General features: G+C 72.4%; 20 protein-coding genes, 1 tRNA gene, 1 other RNA gene and 1 pseudogene. 15 read left to right on the top strand and 8 right to left on the bottom strand.

Annotated elements, in window-relative coordinates:
- Positions 1-54: 54 nt before the first annotated feature.
- A complete protein-coding gene (locus tag OG871_RS18955; protein WP_371498081.1) occupies positions 55-1,311 on the bottom strand; it encodes a transglycosylase family protein in 1,257 nt (418 codons plus the stop codon).
- Between the two features lie 125 nt (positions 1,312-1,436).
- The gene (locus OG871_RS18950; RefSeq protein WP_371498080.1) at positions 1,437-3,074 is read right to left on the bottom strand and encodes a CHAP domain-containing protein; all 1,638 of its coding nucleotides are present in this window, start codon (positions 3,072-3,074) and stop codon (positions 1,437-1,439) included.
- A 1,143-nt stretch (positions 3,075-4,217) separates the two neighbouring features.
- Between OG871_RS18950 and OG871_RS18945 the strand changes: the two genes are divergently transcribed.
- Positions 4,218-5,504, top strand: coding sequence for an ALF repeat-containing protein (locus OG871_RS18945; protein WP_371498079.1), 1,287 nt, complete (start codon positions 4,218-4,220; stop codon positions 5,502-5,504).
- A 210-nt stretch (positions 5,505-5,714) separates the two neighbouring features.
- Here OG871_RS18945 and OG871_RS18940 read toward each other — a convergent pair whose 3' ends face one another.
- Positions 5,715-6,842, bottom strand: a complete 1,128-nt coding sequence (locus OG871_RS18940) for an NADH:flavin oxidoreductase (protein WP_371498078.1) — start codon at positions 6,840-6,842, stop codon at positions 5,715-5,717.
- A gap of 412 nt (positions 6,843-7,254) precedes the next feature.
- Positions 7,255-8,160, bottom strand: coding sequence for a LysR family transcriptional regulator (locus OG871_RS18935; RefSeq protein ID WP_371498076.1), 906 nt, complete (start codon positions 8,158-8,160; stop codon positions 7,255-7,257).
- 131 nt (positions 8,161-8,291) lie between these two features.
- Between OG871_RS18935 and OG871_RS18930 the strand changes: the two genes are divergently transcribed.
- Positions 8,292-9,194 (top strand): DMT family transporter, encoded by a 903-nt coding sequence (locus OG871_RS18930; RefSeq protein WP_371498075.1) that lies wholly within the window; start codon positions 8,292-8,294, stop codon positions 9,192-9,194.
- Between the two features lie 5 nt (positions 9,195-9,199).
- Positions 9,200-9,439 (top strand): annotated as a pseudogene (locus tag OG871_RS18925) (MFS transporter); the annotation flags it as partial.
- On the opposite strand, the gene OG871_RS18920 reads toward OG871_RS18925, so the two are convergent.
- The gene (locus tag OG871_RS18920) at positions 9,387-10,070 is read right to left on the bottom strand and encodes a TetR/AcrR family transcriptional regulator (RefSeq protein ID WP_371498074.1); all 684 of its coding nucleotides are present in this window, start codon (positions 10,068-10,070) and stop codon (positions 9,387-9,389) included. The pseudogene OG871_RS18925 and the gene OG871_RS18920 overlap by 53 nt on opposite strands.
- Before the next feature lie 136 nt (positions 10,071-10,206).
- On the opposite strand from OG871_RS18920, the gene OG871_RS18915 reads away from it, so the two are divergent.
- The 3 genes from OG871_RS18915 (at position 10,207) to OG871_RS18905 (ending at position 12,283) form a co-directional block, all read left to right on the top strand.
- Complete coding sequence (locus OG871_RS18915) at positions 10,207-11,352, top strand: FAD-dependent oxidoreductase (RefSeq protein WP_371498073.1); 1,146 nt, start codon at positions 10,207-10,209, stop codon at positions 11,350-11,352.
- 251 nt (positions 11,353-11,603) lie between these two features.
- A complete protein-coding gene (locus tag OG871_RS18910) occupies positions 11,604-11,888 on the top strand; it encodes a hypothetical protein (protein WP_371498071.1) in 285 nt (94 codons plus the stop codon).
- Complete coding sequence (locus OG871_RS18905) at positions 11,870-12,283, top strand: PIN domain-containing protein (RefSeq protein ID WP_371498070.1); 414 nt, start codon at positions 11,870-11,872, stop codon at positions 12,281-12,283. Before OG871_RS18910 ends, OG871_RS18905 begins: the two co-directional genes overlap by 19 nt.
- A 122-nt stretch (positions 12,284-12,405) precedes the next feature.
- On the opposite strand, the gene OG871_RS18900 is transcribed toward OG871_RS18905, so the two are convergent.
- A tRNA-Ser gene (locus OG871_RS18900) sits at positions 12,406-12,490 on the bottom strand.
- A 131-nt stretch (positions 12,491-12,621) separates the two neighbouring features.
- Between OG871_RS18900 and ffs the strand changes: the two genes are divergently transcribed.
- From ffs to OG871_RS18855, 9 genes are all read left to right on the top strand, one after another.
- Positions 12,622-12,712, top strand: an RNA gene (gene ffs / locus OG871_RS18895) — signal recognition particle sRNA small type.
- 59 nt (positions 12,713-12,771) lie between these two features.
- Complete coding sequence (locus tag OG871_RS18890; RefSeq protein WP_371498069.1) at positions 12,772-14,958, top strand: DNA polymerase III subunit gamma and tau; 2,187 nt, start codon at positions 12,772-12,774, stop codon at positions 14,956-14,958.
- Between the two features lie 71 nt (positions 14,959-15,029).
- Positions 15,030-15,374 carry a YbaB/EbfC family nucleoid-associated protein gene (locus OG871_RS18885; RefSeq protein WP_371498068.1) on the top strand — a complete coding sequence of 115 codons (345 nt, stop codon included), beginning with the start codon at positions 15,030-15,032 and terminating at the stop codon, positions 15,372-15,374.
- 188 nt (positions 15,375-15,562) lie between these two features.
- Entirely contained in the window at positions 15,563-16,162 is a 600-nt protein-coding gene (recR, locus tag OG871_RS18880; RefSeq protein ID WP_371498067.1) for a recombination mediator RecR, read from the top strand.
- Positions 16,155-16,799, top strand: a complete 645-nt coding sequence (locus OG871_RS18875; protein WP_371498066.1) for a DUF5063 domain-containing protein — start codon at positions 16,155-16,157, stop codon at positions 16,797-16,799. The genes recR and OG871_RS18875 overlap by 8 nt, the downstream gene beginning before the upstream one ends.
- A gap of 315 nt (positions 16,800-17,114) precedes the next feature.
- Positions 17,115-18,395: an aspartate kinase gene (locus OG871_RS18870; RefSeq protein WP_371498064.1), complete on the top strand. Its 1,281-nt coding sequence runs from the start codon at positions 17,115-17,117 to the stop codon at positions 18,393-18,395.
- Between the two features lie 271 nt (positions 18,396-18,666).
- Positions 18,667-19,236 (top strand): SigE family RNA polymerase sigma factor, encoded by a 570-nt coding sequence (locus tag OG871_RS18865; RefSeq protein ID WP_371503356.1) that lies wholly within the window; start codon positions 18,667-18,669, stop codon positions 19,234-19,236.
- Positions 19,229-20,338, top strand: a complete 1,110-nt coding sequence (locus tag OG871_RS18860; RefSeq protein WP_371498063.1) for a hypothetical protein — start codon at positions 19,229-19,231, stop codon at positions 20,336-20,338. Before OG871_RS18865 ends, OG871_RS18860 begins: the two co-directional genes overlap by 8 nt.
- A gap of 82 nt (positions 20,339-20,420) precedes the next feature.
- Entirely contained in the window at positions 20,421-21,194 is a 774-nt protein-coding gene (locus OG871_RS18855) for an SURF1 family protein (protein ID WP_371498062.1), read from the top strand.
- A gap of 10 nt (positions 21,195-21,204) precedes the next feature.
- Here OG871_RS18855 and OG871_RS18850 read toward each other — a convergent pair whose 3' ends face one another.
- Positions 21,205-21,540 carry a hypothetical protein gene (locus OG871_RS18850; protein WP_371498061.1) on the bottom strand — a complete coding sequence of 112 codons (336 nt, stop codon included), beginning with the start codon at positions 21,538-21,540 and terminating at the stop codon, positions 21,205-21,207.
- Positions 21,537-23,354 (bottom strand): prolyl oligopeptidase family serine peptidase, encoded by a 1,818-nt coding sequence (locus tag OG871_RS18845; RefSeq protein WP_371498060.1) that lies wholly within the window; start codon positions 23,352-23,354, stop codon positions 21,537-21,539. The genes OG871_RS18850 and OG871_RS18845 overlap by 4 nt, the downstream gene beginning before the upstream one ends.
- Positions 23,355-23,465: the final 111 nt, after the last annotated feature.

The raw sequence follows: 23,465 nt of genomic DNA, 5'->3' as shown, positions 1-23,465 counted from the left end.
CGGGCCGGCCTCCGCTCCGGGTGGGGAGGGAGGCCGGCCTGGGGCGGGGCGGGGTCAGACGGTCGGGAGCTTCGCGGTGAGGGCGGTGGGGACGCTGACCACGTCGTCGAAGCTGAGCTTTCCGGGGCCGAAGGCGTCGGCGGTCAGGGCCTTCTTCTTGCCGCCGGTGACCTGCCAGACGGTGTTGCTCTCCGGGGACAGCAGCATGGTGCCGTCGGCGGGGGCGGCCTTCGCCGCGACCGACTTCAGCCACTCGCCCGGGATGCCCTCCAGCGGGCGCTTGTCGTAGCCGAGGCCGGTGAAGTCGGCGTAGGTCAGCGGTACGGCCAGGCCACCCGCCATCACGTACACGCTGGCGTCGGCGCCGGAGGCGTCCTTGACGACGGTGCCGTTCGGGAGCTGGCGTGCCGCGGCGCCGTTCAGCCACTCACCCGGGACGCCCATCAGCGAGCGGGTGTCGTAGCCGTTGGCCGCCCACTCGGAGGCCGAGATGTGCAGGGCCGAGCCGTTGACCATCACGTAGCGGGCCGGGTCGTTGCCGGACTGGTCCATCACCACGCGGCCGTTGGCCACGGTGTGCTGGGCGGCCGTCTGCAGCCAGGCGGTCGGGACGCCCATGTCGGGGCGGGTGTTGTACCCGTCGGCGGTCCAGTCGGCAGCGGAGATCGACAGTGCGGCGCCGTCGACGACGACGTAGCGGCCGGCGCCGCCCGCCTGGTCGTGGACCACGGTGCCGGCCGGGGGCGCGCTCGGCAGGCCGTTGAACGCCGAGTTGTCCACGAGCACGATCTTGCTCAGGTCGTAGTGGTCGGGGGTGACGTCGGAGGCCGCCACCGGGACGCCCGCCCCGGAGATCATCACCTTCACGTCGGGGCCGTTCGGCGACTTCACCAGCGTCCCGGCCGGCAGCGAGGCGGGGTCGGGGTAGGAGGGGCTGGCGGGGTACGGGTTGGTGTGGTCGGAGCCGAGGCCTGCGGCGGGGCCGCAGGACGGCCAGGCACCCTGCCCCTGGCCGGCCAGGATCTTCTCGCCCGTCAGGATCTGCTGCTGCTTGGTCGCCAGGTCGGGGCGGGTGGCGTACGAGGTGCCCCCGAAGGCGCGCCAGGTCGACATCGAGATCTGCAGGCCGCCGTAGTAGCCGTTGCCGGTGTTGATGCTCCAGTTGCCGCTGGCCTCGCACTGGGCGACCTTGTCCCAGGTCGAGACGGAGGCGGCCGAGGCGTCGGTACCGGTGAGCAGCGGGGTGGCGAGCGCGAGCAGGGCGGTGGCGGTGACGGCGAGCGCGGACTTCTGGCGGGCGGAGGAGCGCATGGCGGGTCCTGTTCGGGGCAAGGTGCGGGCGAGGGCGAGGGCGACGGCGGGTGGCGCTGGGCGAGCGGGCCGCCCGGCCGGAGGAAGACCGGGCGGCCCAGGGGTGGTGCTCAGGCCGATGGTGCTCAGGCGGTGACGGTCGGGAACTTCGCGGTGAAGGCCGTCGGGACGCTGACCACGTCGTTGAAGCTGAGCTTTCCGGGGCCGAAGGCGTCGGCGGTCAGGGCCTTCTTCTTGCCGCCGGTGACCTGCCAGACGGTGTTGCTCTCCGGGGACAGCAGCATGGTCCCGTCGGCGGGGGCGGCCTTCGCCGCGGCCGACTTCAGCCACTCGCCCGGGGCGCCCTCCAGCGGGCGCTTGTCGTAGCCGAGGCCGGTGAAGTCGGCGTACGTCAGCGGCACGGCCACGCCACCCGCCATCACGTACACGCTGGCGTCGGCGCCGGAGGCGTCCTTGACGATCGTGCCGTTGGCGACCTGGCGGGCCGTGGTGGAGCCCAGCCACTCACCCGGGACGCCCATCAGCGAGCGGGTGTCGTAGCCGTTGGCCGTCCACTCGGAGGCCGAGATGTGTACGGCAGCGCCGTTGAGCATCACGTAGCGGGCCGGGTCGTTGCCGGACTGGTCCATGATCACGGTGCCCGTCGGCACGGTCTTGGCGACGGCGCCCTTCAGCCACTCACCCGGGACGCCCATCAGCATCTGGGTGTTGTACTCGTCGGCCGTCCACTCGGCGCCCGAGATGTGCAGCGCCGCGCCGTCCACCATCACGTACCGCGCCGGGTCGGTGCCCGACTGGTCCATCACGACGGTGCCGGTGGGAACCGTGCGCTGCGCGGCGGCCTGCAGCCAGGCGGTCGGAACGCCCATGTCGGCACGGGTGTTGTAACCACCCGGGATCCAGTCCTCGCCGCCGATCCGGAGAGCCGCGTTGTCGATGACCACGTAGCGGTCGGCGCCGCCGGCCTGGTCGTGGACGACCGTGCCGGCCGCGGGGGCGCTCGGCAGGGCACGGAAGGCGGAGTCGTCGATCAGCACGATCTTGCTCAGGTCGTACTTGTCGGGCGTGACGTCGGAGGCCGCCACCGGAATGCCGGAACCGGAGATCATCACCTTCACGTCAGGGCCGTTCGGCGACTTCACGAGCGTCCCGGCCGGCAGCGAGCCCGGGTTGGGGTACTGGGGGGTGCTGGTGCCGGCCGGCGAGATGTAGCCGCTGATCGTCTGCCGCCACGGCGCCTGGCCGACCCGCCAGCTGGTGGTGGAGTTGGTGGAGACGTGGCCCGGGAATCCGCCCTGGTTGCCGCCGGTGATGGTGACGGTGTCGCCGTTGACACCGGTGACGAGGGCCACGTGGTCCGCGTAGTCGCTGCCGTTGTAGTTGTAGACGACCGCGTCACCGACGTGCGGGGTCTGCGACAGCGTGCCGTACTTCTTGCCGTAGTCCATGAAGCTGGCGGCCCGGTCGTCCAGCGTGCCAAGGCCGGTGACCCCGTTCCGGGCCCAGACCCAGCCGGCGAAGTCGGCGCACCAGGCATGGGTACGGGTGGTGCCGCCGGTGCAGCTGCTGGACTGGTTCGGTCCACCGACGTAACCGCCGTGGGCACAGTACGAGTTGCCGTTCTCGGCGCGGGCCGTGGCGGAGATGCCGTCGGTGAGCGGCGAGGCGCCGGCCGGGGTGGCGACAACCGCGGTGAGCACGGACACGGCCAGGGCGGAGGCGGAGGTGAGGCGGATCGCGGCGGTCTTGAGGGTCTTGGACATGGCGAAGCTCCTGAAGGCGAGGAAGAAGGTCTGGTGTGCTGCCGCGGGCACCGCAGGCAGGCATGGCGAAGCCGAAGAGTGTGGGTGCCGCACCGTGAGGCGGGATCGGCTGCCCTGCAGGAGCAGTCGGACCGGTGGACACGGGGCGCCGGAGGCGCTGGAGATGCCGGGAGTGCGGTGAGAGGTGGAACTTGGGGCCGCTGGGCGGCGGGGCCGGCTACTCCCGGACGGCGGGGGCGGTGGTGCGGGCGCCCAGAGCGTGGGCGGCGTGGGCGTTGACCGCGGCGGCCCGGAGGAGGTGGCTGCGAAGCACGGGAGTGGTCCTTCCGAGAGCTGGAGTGGAGTGGTGATGTCCGGATGCGCGTCCCGCGGTGACGCTTCCTCCGGTGTCGCCTGCCGGGTCCGTGTGCTGTTCCCTGCTGGCGATCACTAGCTTCGTCGCAGCTCAAGGCCTACGGAAGGGCTTTCAGGTGGACGGAAACGGTCCTGGACGATTCTGTCCAGTGAGGCCGGAAACGGCCGTCGGCAGCCGCTCGCGGTACGGCGCCACCACTGGGGCGTCGCCCCTGGCGACCGTCCACCTGCGCAGTTCCGCCTCGCCCCGGCCGTCGGCGAGCAGGCAGACCCCGAGGGGATGGGCGCCGACGTAGTCCACCGGGGTGCCGGCACCATCCGGCGTGCAAACGAAATCAGCCCTGCTGGAGGGGAGTTGGGTCATCGGTCCACCGCCGTCATCCCGTTCGCCGCTCGACGGGACCACGAGCGAGGCCGGCGAAGGGCGGACTTGCCCTTGGCTGCTGAGCCTCACGAGGGAGCGGTGACCTTCTGCTTCTCAGGCCGCATGGGCATCGCCGGAGGTGAGCCGATCGCTGGTCGGCCGGTCCGTGGGCGGCGTCCCATGTTCCCCCGGGTGCAATGCTGTTGGCGTATGAGCCGGCATGCGGGGCCGCGATCCCAGAGGGCGCCGACCCAACCGTTGCTGCTGTCCATCCCTCGGCCCCTCCCGCTCGTGCGCGACGAAGCCGGAAGGGTGGGACGTGGCGGAAATGTGTTCGTCGGTGAGATGTGGTCGCTGTACGATCACTCGGCCGACCGCTGCCGAGTCGCGGCTGGGCTCATTCGTATTCAGATCCCGGGGGACCGTTGAAGATCCGTCGTTCGCTCGCTGTTGCCGTCTTCCTTGCCACGGCCGCCGCACCCGTCGCCATGGGCGCCACCCCGGCGTTCGCCGACACCGCCCCGGCGGGGCAGGAACAGACCGACCCGGCCGAGGCGAAGGTGGACGAGGAGAACCGGGCGGCGATCGAGAAGCTGCTCGTCTACCCGAACGACTACCTGCTCACGGCCCCGAGCGACTACCTGCGCGAGCACGCGGCGACGGCACTCGCCGGCACCCCGGCGGACCGGGCGCGCTTCCTCGCGGTGGAGGTGGACGGGATTCGCCGGGACGACGCGCGGATCGCGATCCTGCGGGTCATGAACGTCGGTGGTCCGGCCGTGAGGAAGGCCGGCAACACCACACTCGACTCGGACGACATCGAGGTGCTCCGCGCCTTCCTGAAGGTCGGCCAGTACGTGGCCCGCGCCGAGGACGAGAACCGCGCCGAGGTGCAGCGGATCCTCGACGATCCGAGCAGCGGACGGATTGTGCGCGAGGGCGCGCAGAAGGCGCTCGCGGGTACTGCGGCGGACGTCGAGCACTTCCTCAAGGTGGGGCTGAAGTCGGCCGCGGAGGTCGACGACCGGATCCTGCTCACCCAGATCATGTCTCGCGGTGGCCCGGCGGTGCGGAAGGCCGCCAACGCCGGGCTCGACGGCACCATCGACGATGTCCGCGCCTTCCTGAAGACCGGCCAGTACATCGCCCGGGCGGAGGACGAGAACCGCGCCGAGGTCCAGCGCATCATCGACGACGCGAACACCGGCCGGCACGTCCGGGAGGCAGCCGAGAAGGCGCTCGCCGGCACCGCCGCGAACGTCGAGCACTTCCTGAAGGCCGAGCTGGAGCCGCTGCGGGCGACCGACGACCGGATCCACGTCTCCCAGATCGTCGAGGCCGGCGGTCCCGAGGCCAAGAAGGCCGGCACCGCCGCGCTCGACGGCACCATTGCGGACGTCCGGGCCTTCCTGAAGGAGGGCCAGTTCACGGCCCGCGCCAAGGACGAGGCCGCCGCGAAGGCCGCTGCCGAGGCCGCGCAGGGCAACTCCGGTACCAGTGGGCCGGGCACCACCGTGGTCCCCGCTTCCGTCACCACCGGCACGACGACCACCCCGACCACGGTCACCACCACGGACGGCCAGGGCGCCGGCGGCTCGCTGGCCGCCACCGGCTCGACCACCCCGCTCGGGCAGCTCGCCGCGATCGGCGGCGCGGCCGTCGTGCTGGGCGCCGGCGCGGTCGTCGCCTCGCGCCGCCGCTCGCAGGCCTGATCACCCTCCTCCGCCGGCCGGCGCGCTGCTCGCGCCCGGCCGGCGGAGTGTTTCCGGCCCACCGTCAACCCGGCCGGGAAGCCTTCGCGTGAACGTCACCCCCGTCGCCGGCAGCAGGGCCTGACCCCGTCCCGGCGCGACCCGCGGGGCCGGCGCTCTCTGGATGCGTCCGGCTGGCCGCTGCCGTACACCGGTGTTGGCCTACATCGATCAGCTCAGCGTCCTCAGCGCCACCGCGTCGTAGGGCTTCAGTTCCTCGGACCGGCCCTCCAGGACCTTCGCTGCCCACTCCGGATCCTGGAGCAGGGCGCGACCGACGGCGACCAGGTCGAACTCGTCACGCTCCATGCGGTCGAGGAGGTTGTCGATGCCCTGGACCGGGGCGCCCTCGCCCATGAAGGCGCGGATGAAGTCGCCGTCGAGGCCGACCGAGCCGACGGTGATCGTGGGCCTGCCGGTGAGCTGCTTGGTCCAGCCCGCCAGGTTCAGGTCCGAGCCCTCGAACTCCGGGAGCCAGTAGCGGCGGGTGGAGGCGTGGAAGGCGTCGACGCCGGCTGCGGCGAGCGGGGTCAGGATCGCCTCCAGCTCCTCCGGGGTCTCGGCGAGCCTCCCGTCATAGGCCTCCTGCTTCCACTGCGAGTAGCGGAAGATCACCGGGAAGTCGGGCGAGACGGTCTCGCGGACCGCGGCCACGATCTCGGCCGCGAACCTCGTACGGGCCACCGGGTCGCCGCCGTAGGCGTCGGTACGGCGGTTCGTCCCCGCCCACAGGAACTGGTCGAGGAGGTAGCCGTGGGCGCCGTGCAGTTCGACGCCGTCGAAGCCGATGCGCTCGGCGGCCGCGGCGGCCTCGGCGAAGGCGCCGATGACGTCGTCCAGGTCGCGCTGGGTCATCGCCTTGCCGGTGCCCTCGGTGCCGTCGACGCGGATGCCGGAGGGGCCGACGGCGGGGGCGTCGGCGTAGGGCGGGTCGCCCTGCTTGCGGACCATGCCGATGTGCCACAGCTGCGGCACGATCGTGCCGCCTGCCGCGTGAACGGCCTCGGCGACCTTCGCCCACCCCGCGAGCTGCTCCTCGCCGTGGAATCGCGGCACACGGTCACTCTGCCCGGCCGACTCGTGGCCGACGTAGGTTCCCTCGGTGACGATCAGGCCCACGCCTGCGGCGGCGCGACGGGCGTAGTACGACCGCACGTCCTCACCGGGGACGCCCCCTGGGGAGAACATGCGCGTCATGGGCGCCATCGCGATGCGGTTCGGGACGGTCAGGCCATTCAGCGCGACCGGTCGGGACAGTATCTCGGCCGCGCGGGAGGCGGAGGAGGCAGTGATGGTCATGGGGTGTCCCTCGGAGGTACCAGACGGTATATGCACGTGCATTGAATGCGTGAAGGCGTCAACCGCTTCGGCGGTCACAGCATTTCGCCCATCCGGTGAGCCGCGCTGTGATCCCGGACACGCGCGCGGACTCGGTCGTGGTCCGGCGAAGCGCCGCAGGCCTGGATCGGTGTTCACCGGGTTGCGGACGGACCTCTGTCGCCTGACCGAACTCCAGAAGGGGTTGGACGAGGGCGACACAACGGCCTTCGACATCAAGGCTCTTCGGGGACACAGCTCGCGGTGGCGTCTCAGAGCCGGCGACTACCGCGTCGTGTACACGATCGAGGACGGCCGGCTGATCGTGTGGGTGATGGCTGCCGGAGACCGCCGCGATATCGGCGGTCGGACAGGACGAAACGCCTGGGCATGCTCAGCGCTCGGTGGGTCGAGTGGCCGCGCTCCGCAGCGCGTCGAGCAGTCTGCGCAGTGCGGGCTGGACGGGCGACGACTCCCGTACCGCTGCGTAGACCGCCCGCCTCGGCTCTGGATTGCGGACCTCACGTACGACCACGTCGGGATGGCGGTTGCCCAACCCCAGCTCCGGAATCAGGCTCACCCCGAGCCCAGCGGCGACGAATCCCTGCGCGGTGGCGTAGTCCCCGCTCTCGACGACGAAGTCCGGGGTGAAGCCGGCCGAGCCGCAGGCGTCGAGGACGGGGTCCAGGCAGGGGCCGGGCTGGTCGCTGCCGACCCAGGGCTCGTCGGCGAGGTCGGTCAGGTCGAGGGCTTGCTTCGCGGCAAGCCGGTGGCTCCGGGGCAGCACGGCGACGTACCTGTCGTCGGCCAGGTGCACGAACCGGATGCCGTCGACGGACACCTTGTTCCGTGGCCGGACCACGAGGGCGACGTCGGCCCGTCGCTCCTTCACGTCCAGTAGTGAATCCTCGGCGTCGCGCAGCTTGAGTTCGACCTGAACACCCGGTTGCTCGCGGCGGAGCGCCGCCACGGCGGGGGCCACCATCGTCGCTCCCGCCGTGGCGAAGTACCGGATCACCACCCGCCCCGTCCGTCCGGCCCGCAGCTCGGCGAGCGCGGTCTCCGCCTCGGCGACGTGTCTGCCGATGACGGTCGCGTACTCGGTGAGCAGCCGCCCGGCCTCCGTGGGCCGCACGCCCCGTCCGGTCCGCTCCAGCAGCCCGATCCCGGCCTCCTTCTCCAGCGCCGCCATCTGCTGGCTGACGGCGGATGGCGTGTAACCGAGATTCCGCGCTGCCGCGGTGACCGATCCACTGGTGACCACGGCCCTCAGCACCTGCATACGCCGCATATCAAGCATGTAGAACAGCTTAACTCTCCATCCAGATCTTTTCGCTTGTCTTACGACTGGCCGACACGGCACCGTACGGGAAGGAAGAACCCACCAGGAGGCGGACAGTGCTCAGCGGCCCACGCGGGACCTCGATACGCATGGCCGTCCTCGCCCTGCTGTGGGGATCGGGCTTCCTCTGGACCAAACTCGCCCTGGCCGGCGGCCTGTCCCCGCTCCACATCACCGTCATCCGCTGCGCGCTGGGAGCGGGTGTGCTGCTGGTCCTGGCCCGCTCCGGCGGCCAGCGTCTCCCGCGCGCCCGCCGGACCTGGGGCCACCTCGTGGTGGCCGCCTTCTTCTGCAACGCCCTGCCGTTCTTCCTGCTCGGTATCGGCGAACAGAGCGTCGACTCAGGCGTGGCCGGTGTCCTGAACGCCACAACTCCCCTGTGGTCCTTGGCCGTCGGAGTCACGCTCGGCACGGAGCGCGGTATCCGTCCGGTCCGCCTGGCCGGGCTCCTGCTCGGCTTCGCAGGGACGGTGCTCATCTTCGCCCCGTGGCAGCGGGGCGGCCTGACCGGCTGGGGCGTACCGGCCCTGCTCGCCGCAGCCGTCAGCTACGCGGTGGCCTTCGCCTACATGGCCCGGCACCTCATCGGCCGCCAGAGCGCCCCGCTGGCCCTCTCGGCGGCCCAACTCCTCGCCGCGACAGGCCTGACCACCCTTGCCCTTCCCGCGGATACCACGGCCCCGGCCGTTCCCACGCTCACCGCGGTGACCGCCGTCGCCATCCTGGGCGTCCTCGGCACGGGTGTCACGTTCCACCTCAACTCCCGGCTCATTGCGGACGAGGGCCCCACCGTCGCTGCGACCGTCGGCTATCTGCTGCCGGTGGTCTCGGTGGCGCTGGGCGCGATCGCCCTCGACGAGCGGGTCGGCTTCCGCGTCGTCGCGGGCATGGCCCTGGTGCTCGCCGGCGTAGGAATGACGCGCCGTCAGAACGGCGACCCGGCCCCGTCCGACGCCGAAGTGCGGCAGCGTAGCTCCGGATCGGGCACCTGACGAAATTGACCACGCAGGCCGAATCGCCTTGGCGGAAAGCCGACTTCCGTCACCTGTTCGCCGCGACGGCGCTCAGCCGGCTAGGCACCACCATCGGCTACGTCGCCATTCCGTTCATCGCCGTCTCCGCCCTCGACGCGAGCCCCGGCCAGGTCGGGGCGCTTTCCGCTCTGAGCACCGCCGCCTTCCTCCTCATCGGTCTGCCGGCCGGAGCATGGGTGGACCGGATGCGTCGCCGGCGGGTGTGGCGGGTCTGCCGGGTTCGGGGTCATGTCGGGCGGCCGAGGCCGTCCAGCCCTGGTCGAGCAGGAGACAGGCCTGGTCGATGGCGGCGGCGGGGTCGGGGCGGGAGCCGGCGAACGCGAGGATTTCCAGGGTGAACCGGGCGTAGGCGGCGCAGATGAGGTCGTCGTGCGGCCGGCCGGTCTGGTCGGCGAGAGCGCGGACCAGAGCGTGTTCGTGGCGCAGCCACATCGCGCGGGAGTACTCGCGCAGGGCCGGGGTCTCCTGGACGAGCCGCTGGAAGTCGGCGAAGCGGGGGTCTCGGGTGTGGGCCGAGTCGACGAAGCCGGTGAGGTGGGCGCGCAGAGCGTGGGGGATGGTCTGGCCCGGCGGCCGGTCGGTGACCGCGCGGACCAGGGCGGCCTCGTTGCGGGCGTCCTCGTCGAAGACCAGGGCCTCTTTCCCCTGGGGGAAGTAGTTGAACAGGGTCGACACCGACACGTCGGCGCCCTCGGCGATCTCGCGGACGCCCACCTGCTCGTAGCCGCGTTCCAGGAACAGCCGCAGCGCCGTGTCGGCGATCGCCTGTCGGGTGGCGGCCTTCTTGCGTTCGCGCCGCCCGCCCGTTCCTGCGCGGTCGATCGTCTCTGCCATGCCTTGAACCCTACCCGGCAGAGGAGAAATTTGGAACGGTTGCATATTTGTATCTGTTGCAAATATCGTGGGCGGCGCCTGACGAGTCCGTGGCGCGGGCCGCGGCCGTGATCCGGCGCCGGCGAAAGGGAACACCATGACCTCCGTAGCACCTGCCCAGGCCAGGATCAGCATCATCGGCGCCGGCCCCGGCGGGCTGACCTGCGCCCGCATTCTCCAGCGGCGCGGCATCGCGGTCACCGTCCACGACCGCGACCCGGGCCCCGACGCGCGCAACCAGGGCGGCACCCTGGACCTGCATGCCGACAACGGTCAGATCGCCCTGCGCGAAGCCGGCCTGCTCGACGAGTTCTTCAAGCTGGCCCGCCCCGAAGGGCAGGAGATGCGCCAGATGGACCCGACCGGCACGATGACGTCCCACACGGTCCCGGGGGCCGACGAGCTCTTCAAGCCGGAAATCGACCGAGGCCAGCTGCGCGACCTGCTGCTCGACTCGCTGCAGCCGGGAACCGTGCACTGGGGCCGCGCCCTCGACACGATCGGCGGGCCCGCCGACGGGCCGCGGCAGCTGCACTTCGCCGACGGCACGACCGTCGAGACCGATCTGGTCATCGGCGCCGACGGCGCCTTCTCCCGGGTACGCCCGGCCGTGTCCCCGGCCGCCCCCGAGTACACCGGGGTGAGCTTCCTGGAGGCATGGTTCTCCGACGTCGAGAACCGCCACCCCGACATCGCCGAGCTGGTCGGCCAGGGCGGCGCCCATGCAGCCGACGGCGACCGCGGCCTGTTCGCCCAGCGCAACAGCGGAGACCACATCCGCGTCTATCTCATCCAACGACTCCCGGTCGACTGGATCAGCCGGAGCGACCTGACCGTCGACGACACCGACGGCATCCGCGCCCTGCTCCTCGACGAGTACGCCGACTGGTCGCCCCGCATGCGCCGGATGATCAGCGGCAACGACGGCCCCTACGTCGACCGCCCGATCTTCGCCCTCCCCGTCCCGCACACCTGGGAGCACAACCCGACCGTGACCCTGCTCGGCGACGCCGCCCACCTCATGCCCCCGCTCGGCGTCGGCGTCAACCTCGCCATGCTCGACGCCTGCGAACTCGCCCTCGCTCTCGCGAACGAGGCCACCGTCGACGACGCGATCCGAACCTACGAGAAGACCATGCTCCCCCGCTCCACCGAGACGGCCAGGATCCTCGAAGGCGGCGCCGAGCACCTGCTGTCCGCCGACATCCCCGACTTCGGCGACGACGGAGACGCCCGGCCCTGAGCCCCCGCCCGCGAGAACAGGGGCACCGGTAGAGCCTGGGCGGTTGGGCCGCGGGGCCGAGTGGTCGGTCTGGATCGGCGACGCGGCCGCGCCGTCCTCGTCCCCAACGGCCACCCAGCTGCTGGCCGGGCAGTTGCCCGCCGGGCTGCGGACGGCGCCGGACGGGGGTGAATGCAACCGGAACTGCTACCAGGGCAAGCCCGGCTGGAGGTCTGGGTTCGGCATTCCTACTTCTTTGATAATCTGGGTCCATGACTGAGATGCCCTACAGCATCGGCGAGGGGCCGGCCACCAGGGTCAGCCTCTCACTGCCCGAAGGTACGGCCGAGGCCATCCGCCAGCGGGTGGGCAAGCGCGAGTTCTCCGCGTTCATCGCCGCAGCCGTCGAGCGGGAGCTGCGCGGCCAGATCCTGGACGAGTACCTGGCCGACTATGAGCGCAGGCAGGGGCCGATCTCGTCGGCGGAGCAGGAGCGGGCCCGTCAGGTCTTCGACGAGGTGTTCGCCGAGGAGGGCGGATGGCCCGTCGCAAGCTGAGTCACGAGGGCACTTTGGTGCTCGACTCCGAGGGCCTGTCCAAGCTGCTCGACGACCACGAGCCGGCCGTCGCGCTGGTTGCGGAGGCCCGCAAGCGGGGCATGGAGGTGGTGATCAGCGCCTTGACCATCATCGAAGCCGTGTACGGCCGGACGGACCAGGCCCGTCTCCGGTGGATTCTGTCCGGGCTGCGGATCGTGCAGGTCGGGGATGAGGAGGCCCGGGCGGCTTCCGCGACGCTGATCGCTGCAGGCCTTCACGGCCACAAGTACGCGATCGACGCGGCGGTAGCCGAGATGGCGCTGCGTCAGCAGCGGCCGGTCGTCGTGCTGACCTCGGACATCGACGACATGGTCAAGCTCTGCGGTGATCGCGTCCGTCTCGTGGCCGTCTGACGGTCACCGTTCGACGGCAGGCCGGATTGGAGGCAGGGCCACCGAGAAGGTCCGTTGAGACTGCAGATGAGACGGTGAACGACGAAGGCCCGGACCGCTGAGCGGTCCGGGCCTTCTGCCGGCGGAGGATACGAGATTCGAACTCGTGAGGGGTTGCCCCCAACACGCTTTCCAAGCGTGCGCCCTAGGCCACTAGGCGAATCCTCCGTGGGAGAGCTTAGTACATGTTCAGGGGTGCTCGCGACCACCTATCCGCAGGTGGCTGTGGGCGGCTGCCTGCGGATCGTGGAAGCGGGCCGGCGGTACAGCCGGGGCCCGGGATCCGCTACTCTGGTGCCAGCCCCTCGTGCGGCGTTATCTCTCTGAACCCCCCCAGGGCCGGAAGGCAGCAAGGGTAGGAGGGCTCTGGCGGGTGCACGGGGGGTCCTTGCGTTCCCGGGGGCCGCAGGGCGACGCGTTTGTCTGCCGCGCCCGATATCGTCGGTGGCGTGTCCCTAGCCCTGTACCGCCGCTATCGCCCGGAGACCTTTGCGGAGGTCATCGGCCAGGAGCATGTGACTGCTCCGCTCCAGCAGGCCCTGCGCAACAACAGGGTCAACCACGCCTATCTGTTCAGCGGTCCCCGTGGCTGCGGCAAGACGACCAGCGCGCGGATCCTCGCCCGCTGCCTCAACTGTGAGCAGGGCCCGACCCCGACCCCGTGCGGGGAGTGCCAGTCCTGCCGGGACCTGGCGACCGGCGGCCCCGGCTCGATCGATGTGATCGAGATCGACGCGGCCTCGCACGGTGGTGTCGACGACGCCCGTGAGCTGCGTGAGCGGGCGTTCTTCGCCCCCGTGCACAGCCGGTACAAGATCTTCATTCTGGACGAGGCCCACATGGTGACCTCGGCCGGCTTCAACGCGCTGCTGAAGGTGGTGGAGGAGCCTCCGGAGCACCTCAAGTTCATCTTCGCCACCACGGAGCCGGAGAAGGTGATCGGGACGATCCGCTCCCGCACCCACCACTACCCGTTCCGGCTGGTGCCGCCCGGCACCCTGCGGGACTACCTGGCGCAGGTCTGCGGCCGGGAGGGGATCGAGGTCGAGGACTCGGTCTTCCCACTGGTCGTGCGGGCCGGTGCCGGTTCGGTCCGGGACTCGATGTCGGTGATGGACCAGTTGCTGGCCGGCGCCGCCGAGGGCGGGGTGACGTACCGGATGGCCACCTCGCTGCTCGGGTACACCGACTCCGCGCTGCTGGACGAGGTGGTGGACGCCTTCGCCGCGCAGGACGGCGCGACCGTCTTCCAGGTGATCGACCGGGTGGTCGAGGGCGGCCACGACCCGCGCCGTTTCGTGACGGACCTGCTGGAGCGCCTGCGCGACCTGGTGATCCTCGCCACCGTGCCGGACGCCGGGGAGAAGGGTCTGCTCGACGCGCCCGCCGACCGGGTCGCGATCATGCAGGCGCAGGCGGACGGGTTCGGTGCGGCCGAGCTGAGCCGGGCCGCCGACATCGTCAACACCGGGTTGACCGAGATGCGGGGGAACGCGGCCCCGCGGCTTCAGTTGGAGCTGATCTGCGCCCGGGTGATGCTGCCGGGTGCGTACAGCGACGAGCTGTCGCTGCAGGCCCGGCTGGACAAGCTGGAGCGGCGGGCGGCGGCGGGCACGCTGGCCGCTCCGACGGGTGGCTTCGCCGTGCCGCCGATGGCCGAGAGCGCTCCGCCGCCGGCCGCACCGGCAGCCCCCGTGGCGGCCGCCCCCGTCCCGGCCGCGGCGCCCTCCACACCCGCACCCGCACCCGCACCCGCTCCCGCCCCGGCCGCCGGCCCCGCGCCGGGCGCCTGGCCGATCCCGCGGAGCTTCCCGCCCGCAGCCGCGGCGCCCGGGGACCAGCCCGCCCAGCCCTCCCCGCCGGCCCAGCCCGCCGTGCCCGAGCCGGTTCAGCCCCCGGCCCAGACCCCGGCCCAGACCCCGGCCCAGACCCCGGCCCCGGCCCAGGTCCATGCCCCGGCCGCGGTCCCGCCCCCGTCCGGCCAGCCGTCCGCCGCCGCCCAGCAGGGCGCCGGGCAGATCCGGCAGATGTGGCCGCAGATCCTGGACGCGGTGAAGAACCGGCGCCGGTTCACCTGGATCCTGCTCAGCCAGAACGGCCAGGTGGCCGGGTTCGACGGCAGCGTGCTCCAGGTGTCCTTCGTCAACGCCGGTGCCCGGGACAGCTTCGTCTCCAGCAACAGCGACGACGTGCTGCGCCAGGCGCTCGCGGACGCGCTCGGGGTGGACTGGCGGGTGGAGTGCATCGTGGATCCGTCCGGCGGCTCCGCCGGCGGGACGCCGCCCCCGCCCGCCGCGGGCGGCGGCGGAGGCGGCTGGGGTGCTCCGGCGCCGGCCGCCCGGCCCGCGTCCGCGTTCCAGCCGTCCGCCGCCCCGGCGCCCGCGCCGGCGCAGCCGGCCCCGCCGGTGCAGGCCGCGCCGCTGGTCCGGCCGCAGCAGCAGGCCCCGGCGGTGCCGCAGTCGCCGTCCCAGGCCCGGCCGTCCCAGCCGCAGGCGCCGCAGCAGCACGTGGCGCCGGAGGACGACGTCCCGGAGGACGACGACCCGGATCTGAACGAGCAGGTGTTCTCCGGCCAGGAGCTGATCATCCGCGAGTTGGGCGCCACGGTGCTGGAGGAGATCCACCACAACGGCTGATCGGGTGACGCGTACGGTGGGAAGGTGTCGTCGGCACCGGCGACGTTTCCGTGTACAGGCAGGAGAGATCCGTGTTCCCTGGTGGTGGCCAGCCCAACATGCAGCAGCTGCTGAAGCAGGCGCAGAAGATGCAGGAGGAGCTGGGCAAGGCGCAGCGCGAGCTGGCCGAGGCGCAGGTGCGCGGGTCGGCGGGCGGCGGTCTGGTCGAGGCGACGGTGACGGGTTCGGGTGAGCTGGTGGCGCTGACGATCGCGCCCGAGGCGGTCGACCCGGACGACACCGAGACCCTGGCCGACCTGGTGCTGGCCGCGGTCCGGGACGCCAACGCGGCGGCGCAGAAGCTGCAGGCGGAGCGGATGGGTCCGCTGACCCAGGGGCTGGGCGGGGGCGCCGGGATCCCCGGCCTTCCGTTCTGACCTGGGAGTTCACGTCGTTCGTCGGCCGCCCGGTGGTCACGCGGGCGGGTCGGGTGATGTGTGATTAATGAGGTGGTCGGGCGTCGGACGGTGTGTCCGACGCCCGATTCGTTGGATGATGGCACCGGAGCACCCGGCACCGGGGCAGCAGGCCCCGGAGCGGTGCCCGGCCGAAGGAAGGCGCGGAGTTGTACGAGGGCGTGGTTCAGGACCTGATCGACGAACTGGGCAGGCTGCCCGGCGTCGGGCCCAAGAGCGCACAGCGGATCGCCTTCCACATCCTGCAGGCCGACCCGGTCGACGTCCGCCGGCTGGCGTTCGCGTTGCAGCAGGTCAAGGAGAAGGTCCGGTTCTGTGCGGTCTGCGGCAATGTCGCGGAGGCCGAGCAGTGCCGGGTCTGCCTCGACCCGCGCCGCGATCTCGCGGTGATCTGCGTGGTCGAGGAGCCCAAGGACGTGGTGGCGATCGAACGCACCCGGGAGTTCCGGGGCCGCTACCACGTGCTGGGCGGCGCGATCAGCCCGATCGAGGGCGTCGGGCCGGACGATCTGCGGATCCGCGAACTCATGACGAGGCTCGCGGACGGCACGGTCACCGAGCTGATCCTGGCCACCGACCCCAACCTGGAGGGGGAGGCGACCGCCACCTACCTGGCCCGGCTCTGCAAGCCGATGGGCCTGAAGGTGACCCGGCTGGCGAGCGGCCTGCCCGTCGGCGGGGACTTGGAGTATGCCGACGAGGTCACCCTCGGCCGGGCCTTCGAAGGGAGACGACTGCTCGATGTCTGACGTAACCCACAGCCTCACCCATACCGACGAGCCGGACGACTTCGCCGTCCAGATCGCCGACTCGGTGGAGAGCTTCGTGCTGGCGGTCTCCGAGGTCGCCAAGGGCGACGAGCCGGGCAGCGCGGTGTCGCTGCTCCTGCTGGAGGTCTCCCAGCTGCTGCTGACCGGCGGACGGCTGGGGGCGATCGAGGACGTCCTGCCCGAGGACCGCTTCGAGCCCGACACCGGGCCGGAGCCCGACGGTGTCGAGCTCCGTGAGCGGCTGGCCGAGCTGCTGGCCCCGATCGACGTGTACCACGAGGTCTTCGACCCGTACGGGCCGCCGGAGAAGCCGAGCGCGTTCCGGATCTCGGACGACCTGGCCGGGGTGGTGGCGGAGCTGCAGCACGGGCTGACGCACTACCGCGAGGGCCGGGTCAGCGAGGCGCTCTGGTGGTGGCAGTTCTCGTACCTGTCGAACTGGGGCTCCACCTGCACGGCCGTGCTCCGGGCGCTGCAGTCGCTGATCGCGCACGTCCGGCTGGACAGCCCGATCGGTGCGGCGGCGGACGGGGCCGACACGGACGACGACGGACTCACCGACGAGCAGCTGGAGCAGCAGGCGGGCGACCTGATGGCGGCCGAGCTGGGGCTCTGAGCCCCGACGCGGGGCCGCGGACCGGGTGGTCCGGGCGGATGTGACGCAGGCATCAGCGATTTCCGGGGAGTCGAAATCCCGAGGGTCGCGCCCGGGCCGGCCCGGCGATTCTCCGGGCGGCCCGCGGTTCGCCCGGAGACCTGCCGGTCGGGGCCGCGCGCCCCCGTTCACCAGGCGATACCAGCGTCTCATCATATGGAATGTGGCGGATCGGCCTGCCCCGCTCGATAGACTGACGCGGACCGCACAGCCCCGTTTCCCCGGGGCTGAGGGGGCCACCAACCCCCCGAAACCGACTCAAGTCGAGGAGCGCACGTGGGCCTTGTCGTGCAGAAGTACGGCGGCTCATCCGTTGCGGATGCCGAGGGCATCAAGCGCGTGGCCCGTCGGATCGTCGACACCAGGAAGGCCGGCCATGAGGTCGTCGTCGTGGTGTCCGCGATGGGCGACACGACGGACGAGCTCATCGAACTCGCGGAACAGGTGACCCCTCTTCCGTCCGGCCGTGAGTTCGACATGCTGCTGACCGCTGGAGAGCGCATCTCCATGGCGCTGCTGGCCATGGCGATCAAGACGCTGGGCCACGAGGCCCAGTCCTTCACCGGCAGCCAGGCCGGTGTGATCACCGACTCCACGCACAACCGGGCGCGGATCATCGATGTGACGCCGGGCCGGATCCGCAACGCCCTGGACGAGGGCAACATCGCGATCGTGGCCGGATTCCAGGGTGTCTCCCAGGTCAGCAAGGACATCACCACGCTCGGCCGGGGCGGTTCGGACACCACGGCGGTGGCCCTGGCCGCGGCCCTGGGCGCCGAGGTCTGCGAGATCTACACCGACGTGGACGGCGTCTTCACCGCCGACCCGCGGGTGGTGAAGAAGGCCCGCAAGATCGACTGGATCGGCTTCGAGGACATGCTGGAGCTGGCCTCGTCCGGCTCCAAGGTGCTCCTGGACCGCTGCGTGGAGTACGCGCGGCGCTACAACATCCCGATTCACGTACGCTCGTCCTTCTCCGGCCTGCCGGGGACAATTGTCAGTGGCACCAACCCGAACAAGCCCGAAGGGGGCGAGATGGAGCAGGCCATCATCTCCGGAGTCGCCCACGACACGTCCGAGGCCAAGATCACGGTCGTCGGCGTACCGGACAAGCCGGGCGAGGCGGCCCGCATCTTCCGCGCCATCGCGGATGCCGAGGTCAACATCGACATGGTGGTGCAGAACGTCTCCACCGCGTCGACCGGCCTCACCGACATCTCCTTCACCCTGCCCAAGACCGACGGCCAGAAGGCCATCGACGCGCTGGCCCGGGTCAAGGAGGGCATCGGCTACGAGTCGCTGCGCTACGACGACGCGATCGGCAAGCTCTCCCTGGTCGGCGCCGGGATGCGCTCCAACCCGGGCGTCACCGCGACGTTCTTCGAGGCGCTCTCGGAGGCCGGCGTCAACATCGAGCTGATCTCCACCTCGGAGATCCGGATCTCGGTGGTCACCCGGTCCGAGGACGTCCCGGAGGCCGTCCGCGCGGTGCACAGCGCGTTCGGCCTGGACAGCGAGACGGACGAGGCGGTCGTCTACGGCGGCACCGGGCGCTGACCCGGCCCCGGCACCCAGCGGTCTGCGGCCGGTCGCCCTCGGGCGGCCGGCCGTCGCCGTGCCCGGCCGCCCACCGCTCCCACCTGCTGCTTCCGCCGCCGGGAGGCGCTCCTTCGGACGATGGGTCAGAATCCCTTCCCAGAACCCTGGAGGCGGATTCCGGCGGTACGGAAGAATGTCTCCGGGGTCAGGGCAACCATGACAGGGGTTCGAGTGTCCAAGAGGCGTGGCGAATGCAATGGGGGCAGTGGGCGTGGCGGCACTGCCGGTGATGACGCTGCCGGGGGCGGCCCGGCGGCCGGCCGATAGCGCCGTGGCAGCTGCTTCGGCGGCATCGGACGCGACCGGGGCCAGCGTCGACCAGCTCACCGAGACCTACCAGGCCCACTACCGGTCACTGCTGCGCCTGGCCGCCCTGCTGCTGGACGACCTGTCCTCCTGCGAGGACGTGGTGCAGGAGGCCTTCATCCGGGTGCACGCGGCCCGCCGCCGGGTCCGTGAGCCGGAGAAGACCCTCGCCTACCTGCGGCAGACCGTGGTCAACCTCTCGCGGTCCACGCTGCGACGGCGGATCCTGGGCCTGCGGCTGCTGCCCAAGCCCATGCCTGACATGGCCAGTGCAGAAGAGGGCGCCTACGATGCGCTGGAGCGCGACCGCCTCCGGGCGGCGCTCCGGGGGTTGCAACGCCGTCAGCGGGAGGTACTGGTGCTGCGCTACTACGCGGATCTGACCGAGGCTCAGGCGGCCGAGGTGCTCGGCATCTCCGTCGGCTCGGTGAAGGCGTACGGCTCACGCGGACTGAGCGCCCTGCGGACCGTGATGGACACCAGTGATGACTGACGGTCACAGCCGCCGCGGCGGCCTCGACCCGACGAGCGGTCAGCCCGGCGAGGGCAGCCCGCTGGAGCGGGAGCTGCGGGCCCTGCTGCACCGGTCGGTCGCCGATCTGGAGCCCGACACGGCGGCGCTGTCCCGGATCAGGATCGCGGTGCCGCGCCGCCGGGTCCGCTACCGCAACACCTGGACGGGCGCCGCCGCCGCCGTGCTGATGGCCGCCGCCGCCGTGCCCGCGATCCGGGGCGTCGGCCCGCTCGACCTTACCGACGGCTCCGGCGACGCCGCGCACCCCCCGGTCCACGCGGGCAGCTCCCCGACCGGCCCGAACCGGGGCGGTGAGCACCCGCTGCCGTCCGCCCGTCCGGCCGAGGGCACGGCCGGGGTGAGCCTGCCGACCGACCCCGGGACGGCGACGCCGAGCGTGCCGACAACCGCGGGCACCGCCGGGCCGTCCGCCCCGCCCCCGGCGCCGTGGTGCGCCCCGGCGGACCTGGGCGAGCCGCAGACCCACCTGGAACCACCGGACGCCGCCGGCAAGGTGTACGGCTGGATCGCGCTGCGCAACACCTCCGCCGGAAGCTGTCGGGTGCCGGAGGACGGCCGGCTCACGGTCACCGCGGCCGTCGGCAGCGACCCCGGCAGCGTCAAGGTGGTGCCGCACCGGGCGGGCGACGCGGCGGCCGCGCTGCCCGCCCCGCCGGCCCAGCCACCGGAGGTGCTGCTCGCACCGGGCTCCTGGTACCGGATCCGGTTCGGCTGGGTGCCGGGCACCGGCTGTACGACGCCGGGCGCCGCCCCGAGCAGCCAGGCGGTGCCCGCCGCCGTGCACGCCGGGCTGATCGAGCCCGCCTCGGCCGCACCGGGCGCGGTCCAGCCGGGGGCCGGTGCGAGCCCCAGCCCGACCGACCCGACCAGCCCCGTGCCCACCCCCACCCCCACCCCGACCAGGCCCGAGTCGGCCATCACCCTGGCGTACGCGCCGCAGGCCGACGCGGCCGCGGTGACGAGCACGGTGCTCAAGGGGGCCTGCGGCGGGACGGTCTACCAGACCCTCCCCGAGCCGGGCGGCGCCGGCGGCCAGCCCTCGGCGCCGGCGGGCGGATAGCGGCCGGAGCACGGCTCCGCCGGACGGTGGCCCGGCGGACCCGGCGGCGGGGCCGGGGTGAGCAGTGGTTACGGTGGGGGGTGTGTACCGGTTTCTCCTGACCCCGCGCTGGCTGGGCGGCACCGCCGTCGGCCTGGTCGCCATCGTGGTCTGCCTGCTGCTCGGCTCCTGGCAGCTCGGGCGCTTCGAGGACCGGGTCGGCACCCAGCGCGACCTGGCGGACGCGGCCGCCGCCACCGGTCCGGCCGTCCCGCTCGGCACCGTCCTGGACGGCGAGCAGGCCCGGGTGAGCACCGACACCGTCGGCCGGGCGGTCACCGTCACCGGCGACTACGACGCCGCCCGCCAGCTGCTGGTGCCCAACCGCACGGTCGACGGGCGCCAGGGCTACTACGTCCTCACCCCGCTGCGCACCCCGGACGGCCGCGCTGTCGCGGTGGTCCGCGGCTGGGCCGCCGGCGAGCCGGGCGCCGCCCCGCAGGTGCCGGGCGGCGCGGTCAGCGTGACCGGCCGGCTGCAGGCGCCGGAGACCAGCGGCAGCGGCGGTGCGGTGGCCGGCGGCCTGCCCGCCGGCCAGCTCGGCACCATCAGCCCGGCCACCCTGGTCAATGCGCTGCCCTACCCCGTGTACGACGGCTGGGTGGCGGCCGACGAGGCGCCGGCCGGCCTGACCGCCGTCCCGACGGTCCGGCCGCAGGGCGGCGACGGGCTGAGCCTGCGGGCCTTCCAGAACCTCGGCTACACCCTGGAGTGGTTCGTCTTCGCGGGCTTCGTGGTCTTCATGTGGTACCGCCTGGTCCGCCGCGAGGCGGAGGCGGTCCAGGACCGGGCCCTCGGACTGGACCCGGCCCTGTAGCCCCGCAGGGCTACCGCTTCGCGCTCGGGCTCACCACGGGCAGCGGCACCTTGGACGGTGTCGGGCTGGGTGCGGGCCTGCCGCACCCGTCGCCGTCGCCGTCGCTGTGCGAGTCGGTGTGGTGGTGCACCGTCCGGGTGCTCTTGGAGCTCTTCGAGCCCTTGCTGCCGCTGCTCTTGCTCCCGCCCCCGCTCTTGCCGCTCTTGTCCAGCGCCTGCGCGGGTGCGGCGAGGGCCTGGTAGCAGTCGTCGTAGCCGTCGTCCGAGGCGCAGCCGCTGGCGGTCAGCAGCAGGGTGAGCACCACGGCCACGGTGGTGGCGACGCCGCCGCGTCCGGTCCGGTTCACGCGCTCTCCCCGAGGTGGCGGCGGACGAAGTCGATCTCCAGTCGGAGCTGTTTGATCCGCTCCTCGACGACCAGGGAGCCGTGCCCGGCGTCGAACCGGTACACCTCGTGCACCTTGTCCAGCTCGGTGAGCCGCTGCACGTAGTTGTCGATCTGCCGGATCGGGCACCGGGGGTCGTTCACCCCGGCGCTGATGTACACCGGCGCCCGGACCTGGTCGACGTAGCTGAGCGGCGAGGAGGCGTGCCAGCGCGCCGGGACCTCCTCCGGGGTGCCGCCGAAGAGCGTGCGGTCCAGGGACTTGAGCGCCTCCATCTCGTCGGCGTACGCGGTCAGGTAGTCCGCCACCGGGACGGCGGCCAGGCCGAGCGTCCAGTGCTCGGGCTGTACGCCCAGGCCCAGCAGGGTCAGGTAGCCGCCCCAGGAGCCGCCGGAGAGCACCAGCCGCTCCGGGTCCGCCAGGCCGGAGGCGATCGCCCACTCCCGGACGGCGCCGATGTCCTCCAGCTCGATCAGGCCGACCCGCTCGCGCAGCGCGTCCGTCCAGGCCTGGCCGTAGCCGGTGGAGCCGCGGTAGTTGACCCGGACGACGGCGAAGCCGTGGTCCAGCCAGGCGGCCGGACCGGCGGCGAAGGAGTCGCTGTCGTGGTGGGTCGGGCCGCCGTGCACCTCGAAGACGGTCGGGAACGGGCCCACGCCGTCCGGCCGCTGGACCAGCGCGTGCACCCGCCCGCCCGGCCCGTCCACCCAGACGTCCTCGACCGGTACCGAGCCGGGCGGTACCGGCCCGGGTGCCCGCAGCACCACCGCGCCGGAGGTGGACCGGACCACCGAGGGCTCGGCCGCGGAGGACCAGAGGAACTCCACCGTGCCGTCCGGCCGGGCGGTCGCTCCGGCGACGGTGCCGCGCGGGGTGTCCAGCCGGGTCAGCGTCGCGGTCGCGAGCTCGTACGAGAACAGCTCGCTGCGGGCCTCGTACTCGTGCTCGATCAGCAGTGCCGCCGCGCCCGGCCGCCACTGCGCCGAGAGGTCGCCGGGGAACTCCCGGCCCTGCTCGTCGTGGAGCGGCAGCGCGCTCTCCGTCCCGGTGGCGAGGTCGTAGACCACCGGCTCCCAGCGGCCGCGGCGCTGGTGCGCGAGCAGCAGCCGGGTGTCGCCGTCCGCGGGGGCGAAACCGAGGCAGACCAGCCCGCGCGGATCCGGCCGCCCGGTCACCTCGTCCAGCTCGGCGACGGCCGAGCCGTCGGCGGTCCGGATCACCCGGATCGCGGCGTGCATGGCGTCGCCGTGCTCGGTGTGCTCGAACGCCAGCAGCGAGCTGTCGTACGAGAGGTCGCCGAGCCCGCCGTACTCGGCGTGGCGGTAGATCACCTCGGCCTTCGCGGATCCCGGGCGGCGCAGGTACAGCTCGGTGCCGTCCTCCTCGCCGGAGGTGCCGATCACCACCGTGCCGTCCCGGCCCAGGGCGAGACCGGTGGAGTAGGCGGCGGGCACGCCGGGGACGGCCTCCTCGTCCGGCCCGCCGGCGAAGGGCTGCCGGCGCCAGACGCCGAGCTCGTCGCCGTCGGTGTCGTCGAACCACCAGACCCACTCGCCGTCCGGGCTCAGCTCGGCGTCGGTGGTGCCGGTCGGCCGGTCGGTCGCCCGGCGGTGGTGGTCGGTCGTGCGGTCCCAGGCGTACACCTCGTAGGTCCCGGTCGCGTTCGACACGTACAGCGCACGTTCGGGGGCGTGGTCGGCCCAGTCCGGCAGCGATACCCGCGCTGCCCGGAACCGCTGCTCCCACGCCGGTGCGGCGCTTGTCTCCTCGCTCATGACCCCATCCAACCCGATCGGCGGCAGGTAGCGGAACGCGCGGGGGCGGGCTGTTCGCGCCGGGGGAGTGCGTCGGCCGCGGGGGCCGGGCGCCGCCGGACACGCGGCCGG

This window comes from Kitasatospora sp. NBC_00374 (assembly GCF_041434935.1).
Classification (GTDB): domain Bacteria; phylum Actinomycetota; class Actinomycetes; order Streptomycetales; family Streptomycetaceae; genus Kitasatospora.
The sequence above is the reverse complement of the archived record's forward strand: the minus strand, read 5'-3'. Positions and strand labels throughout refer to the sequence as shown.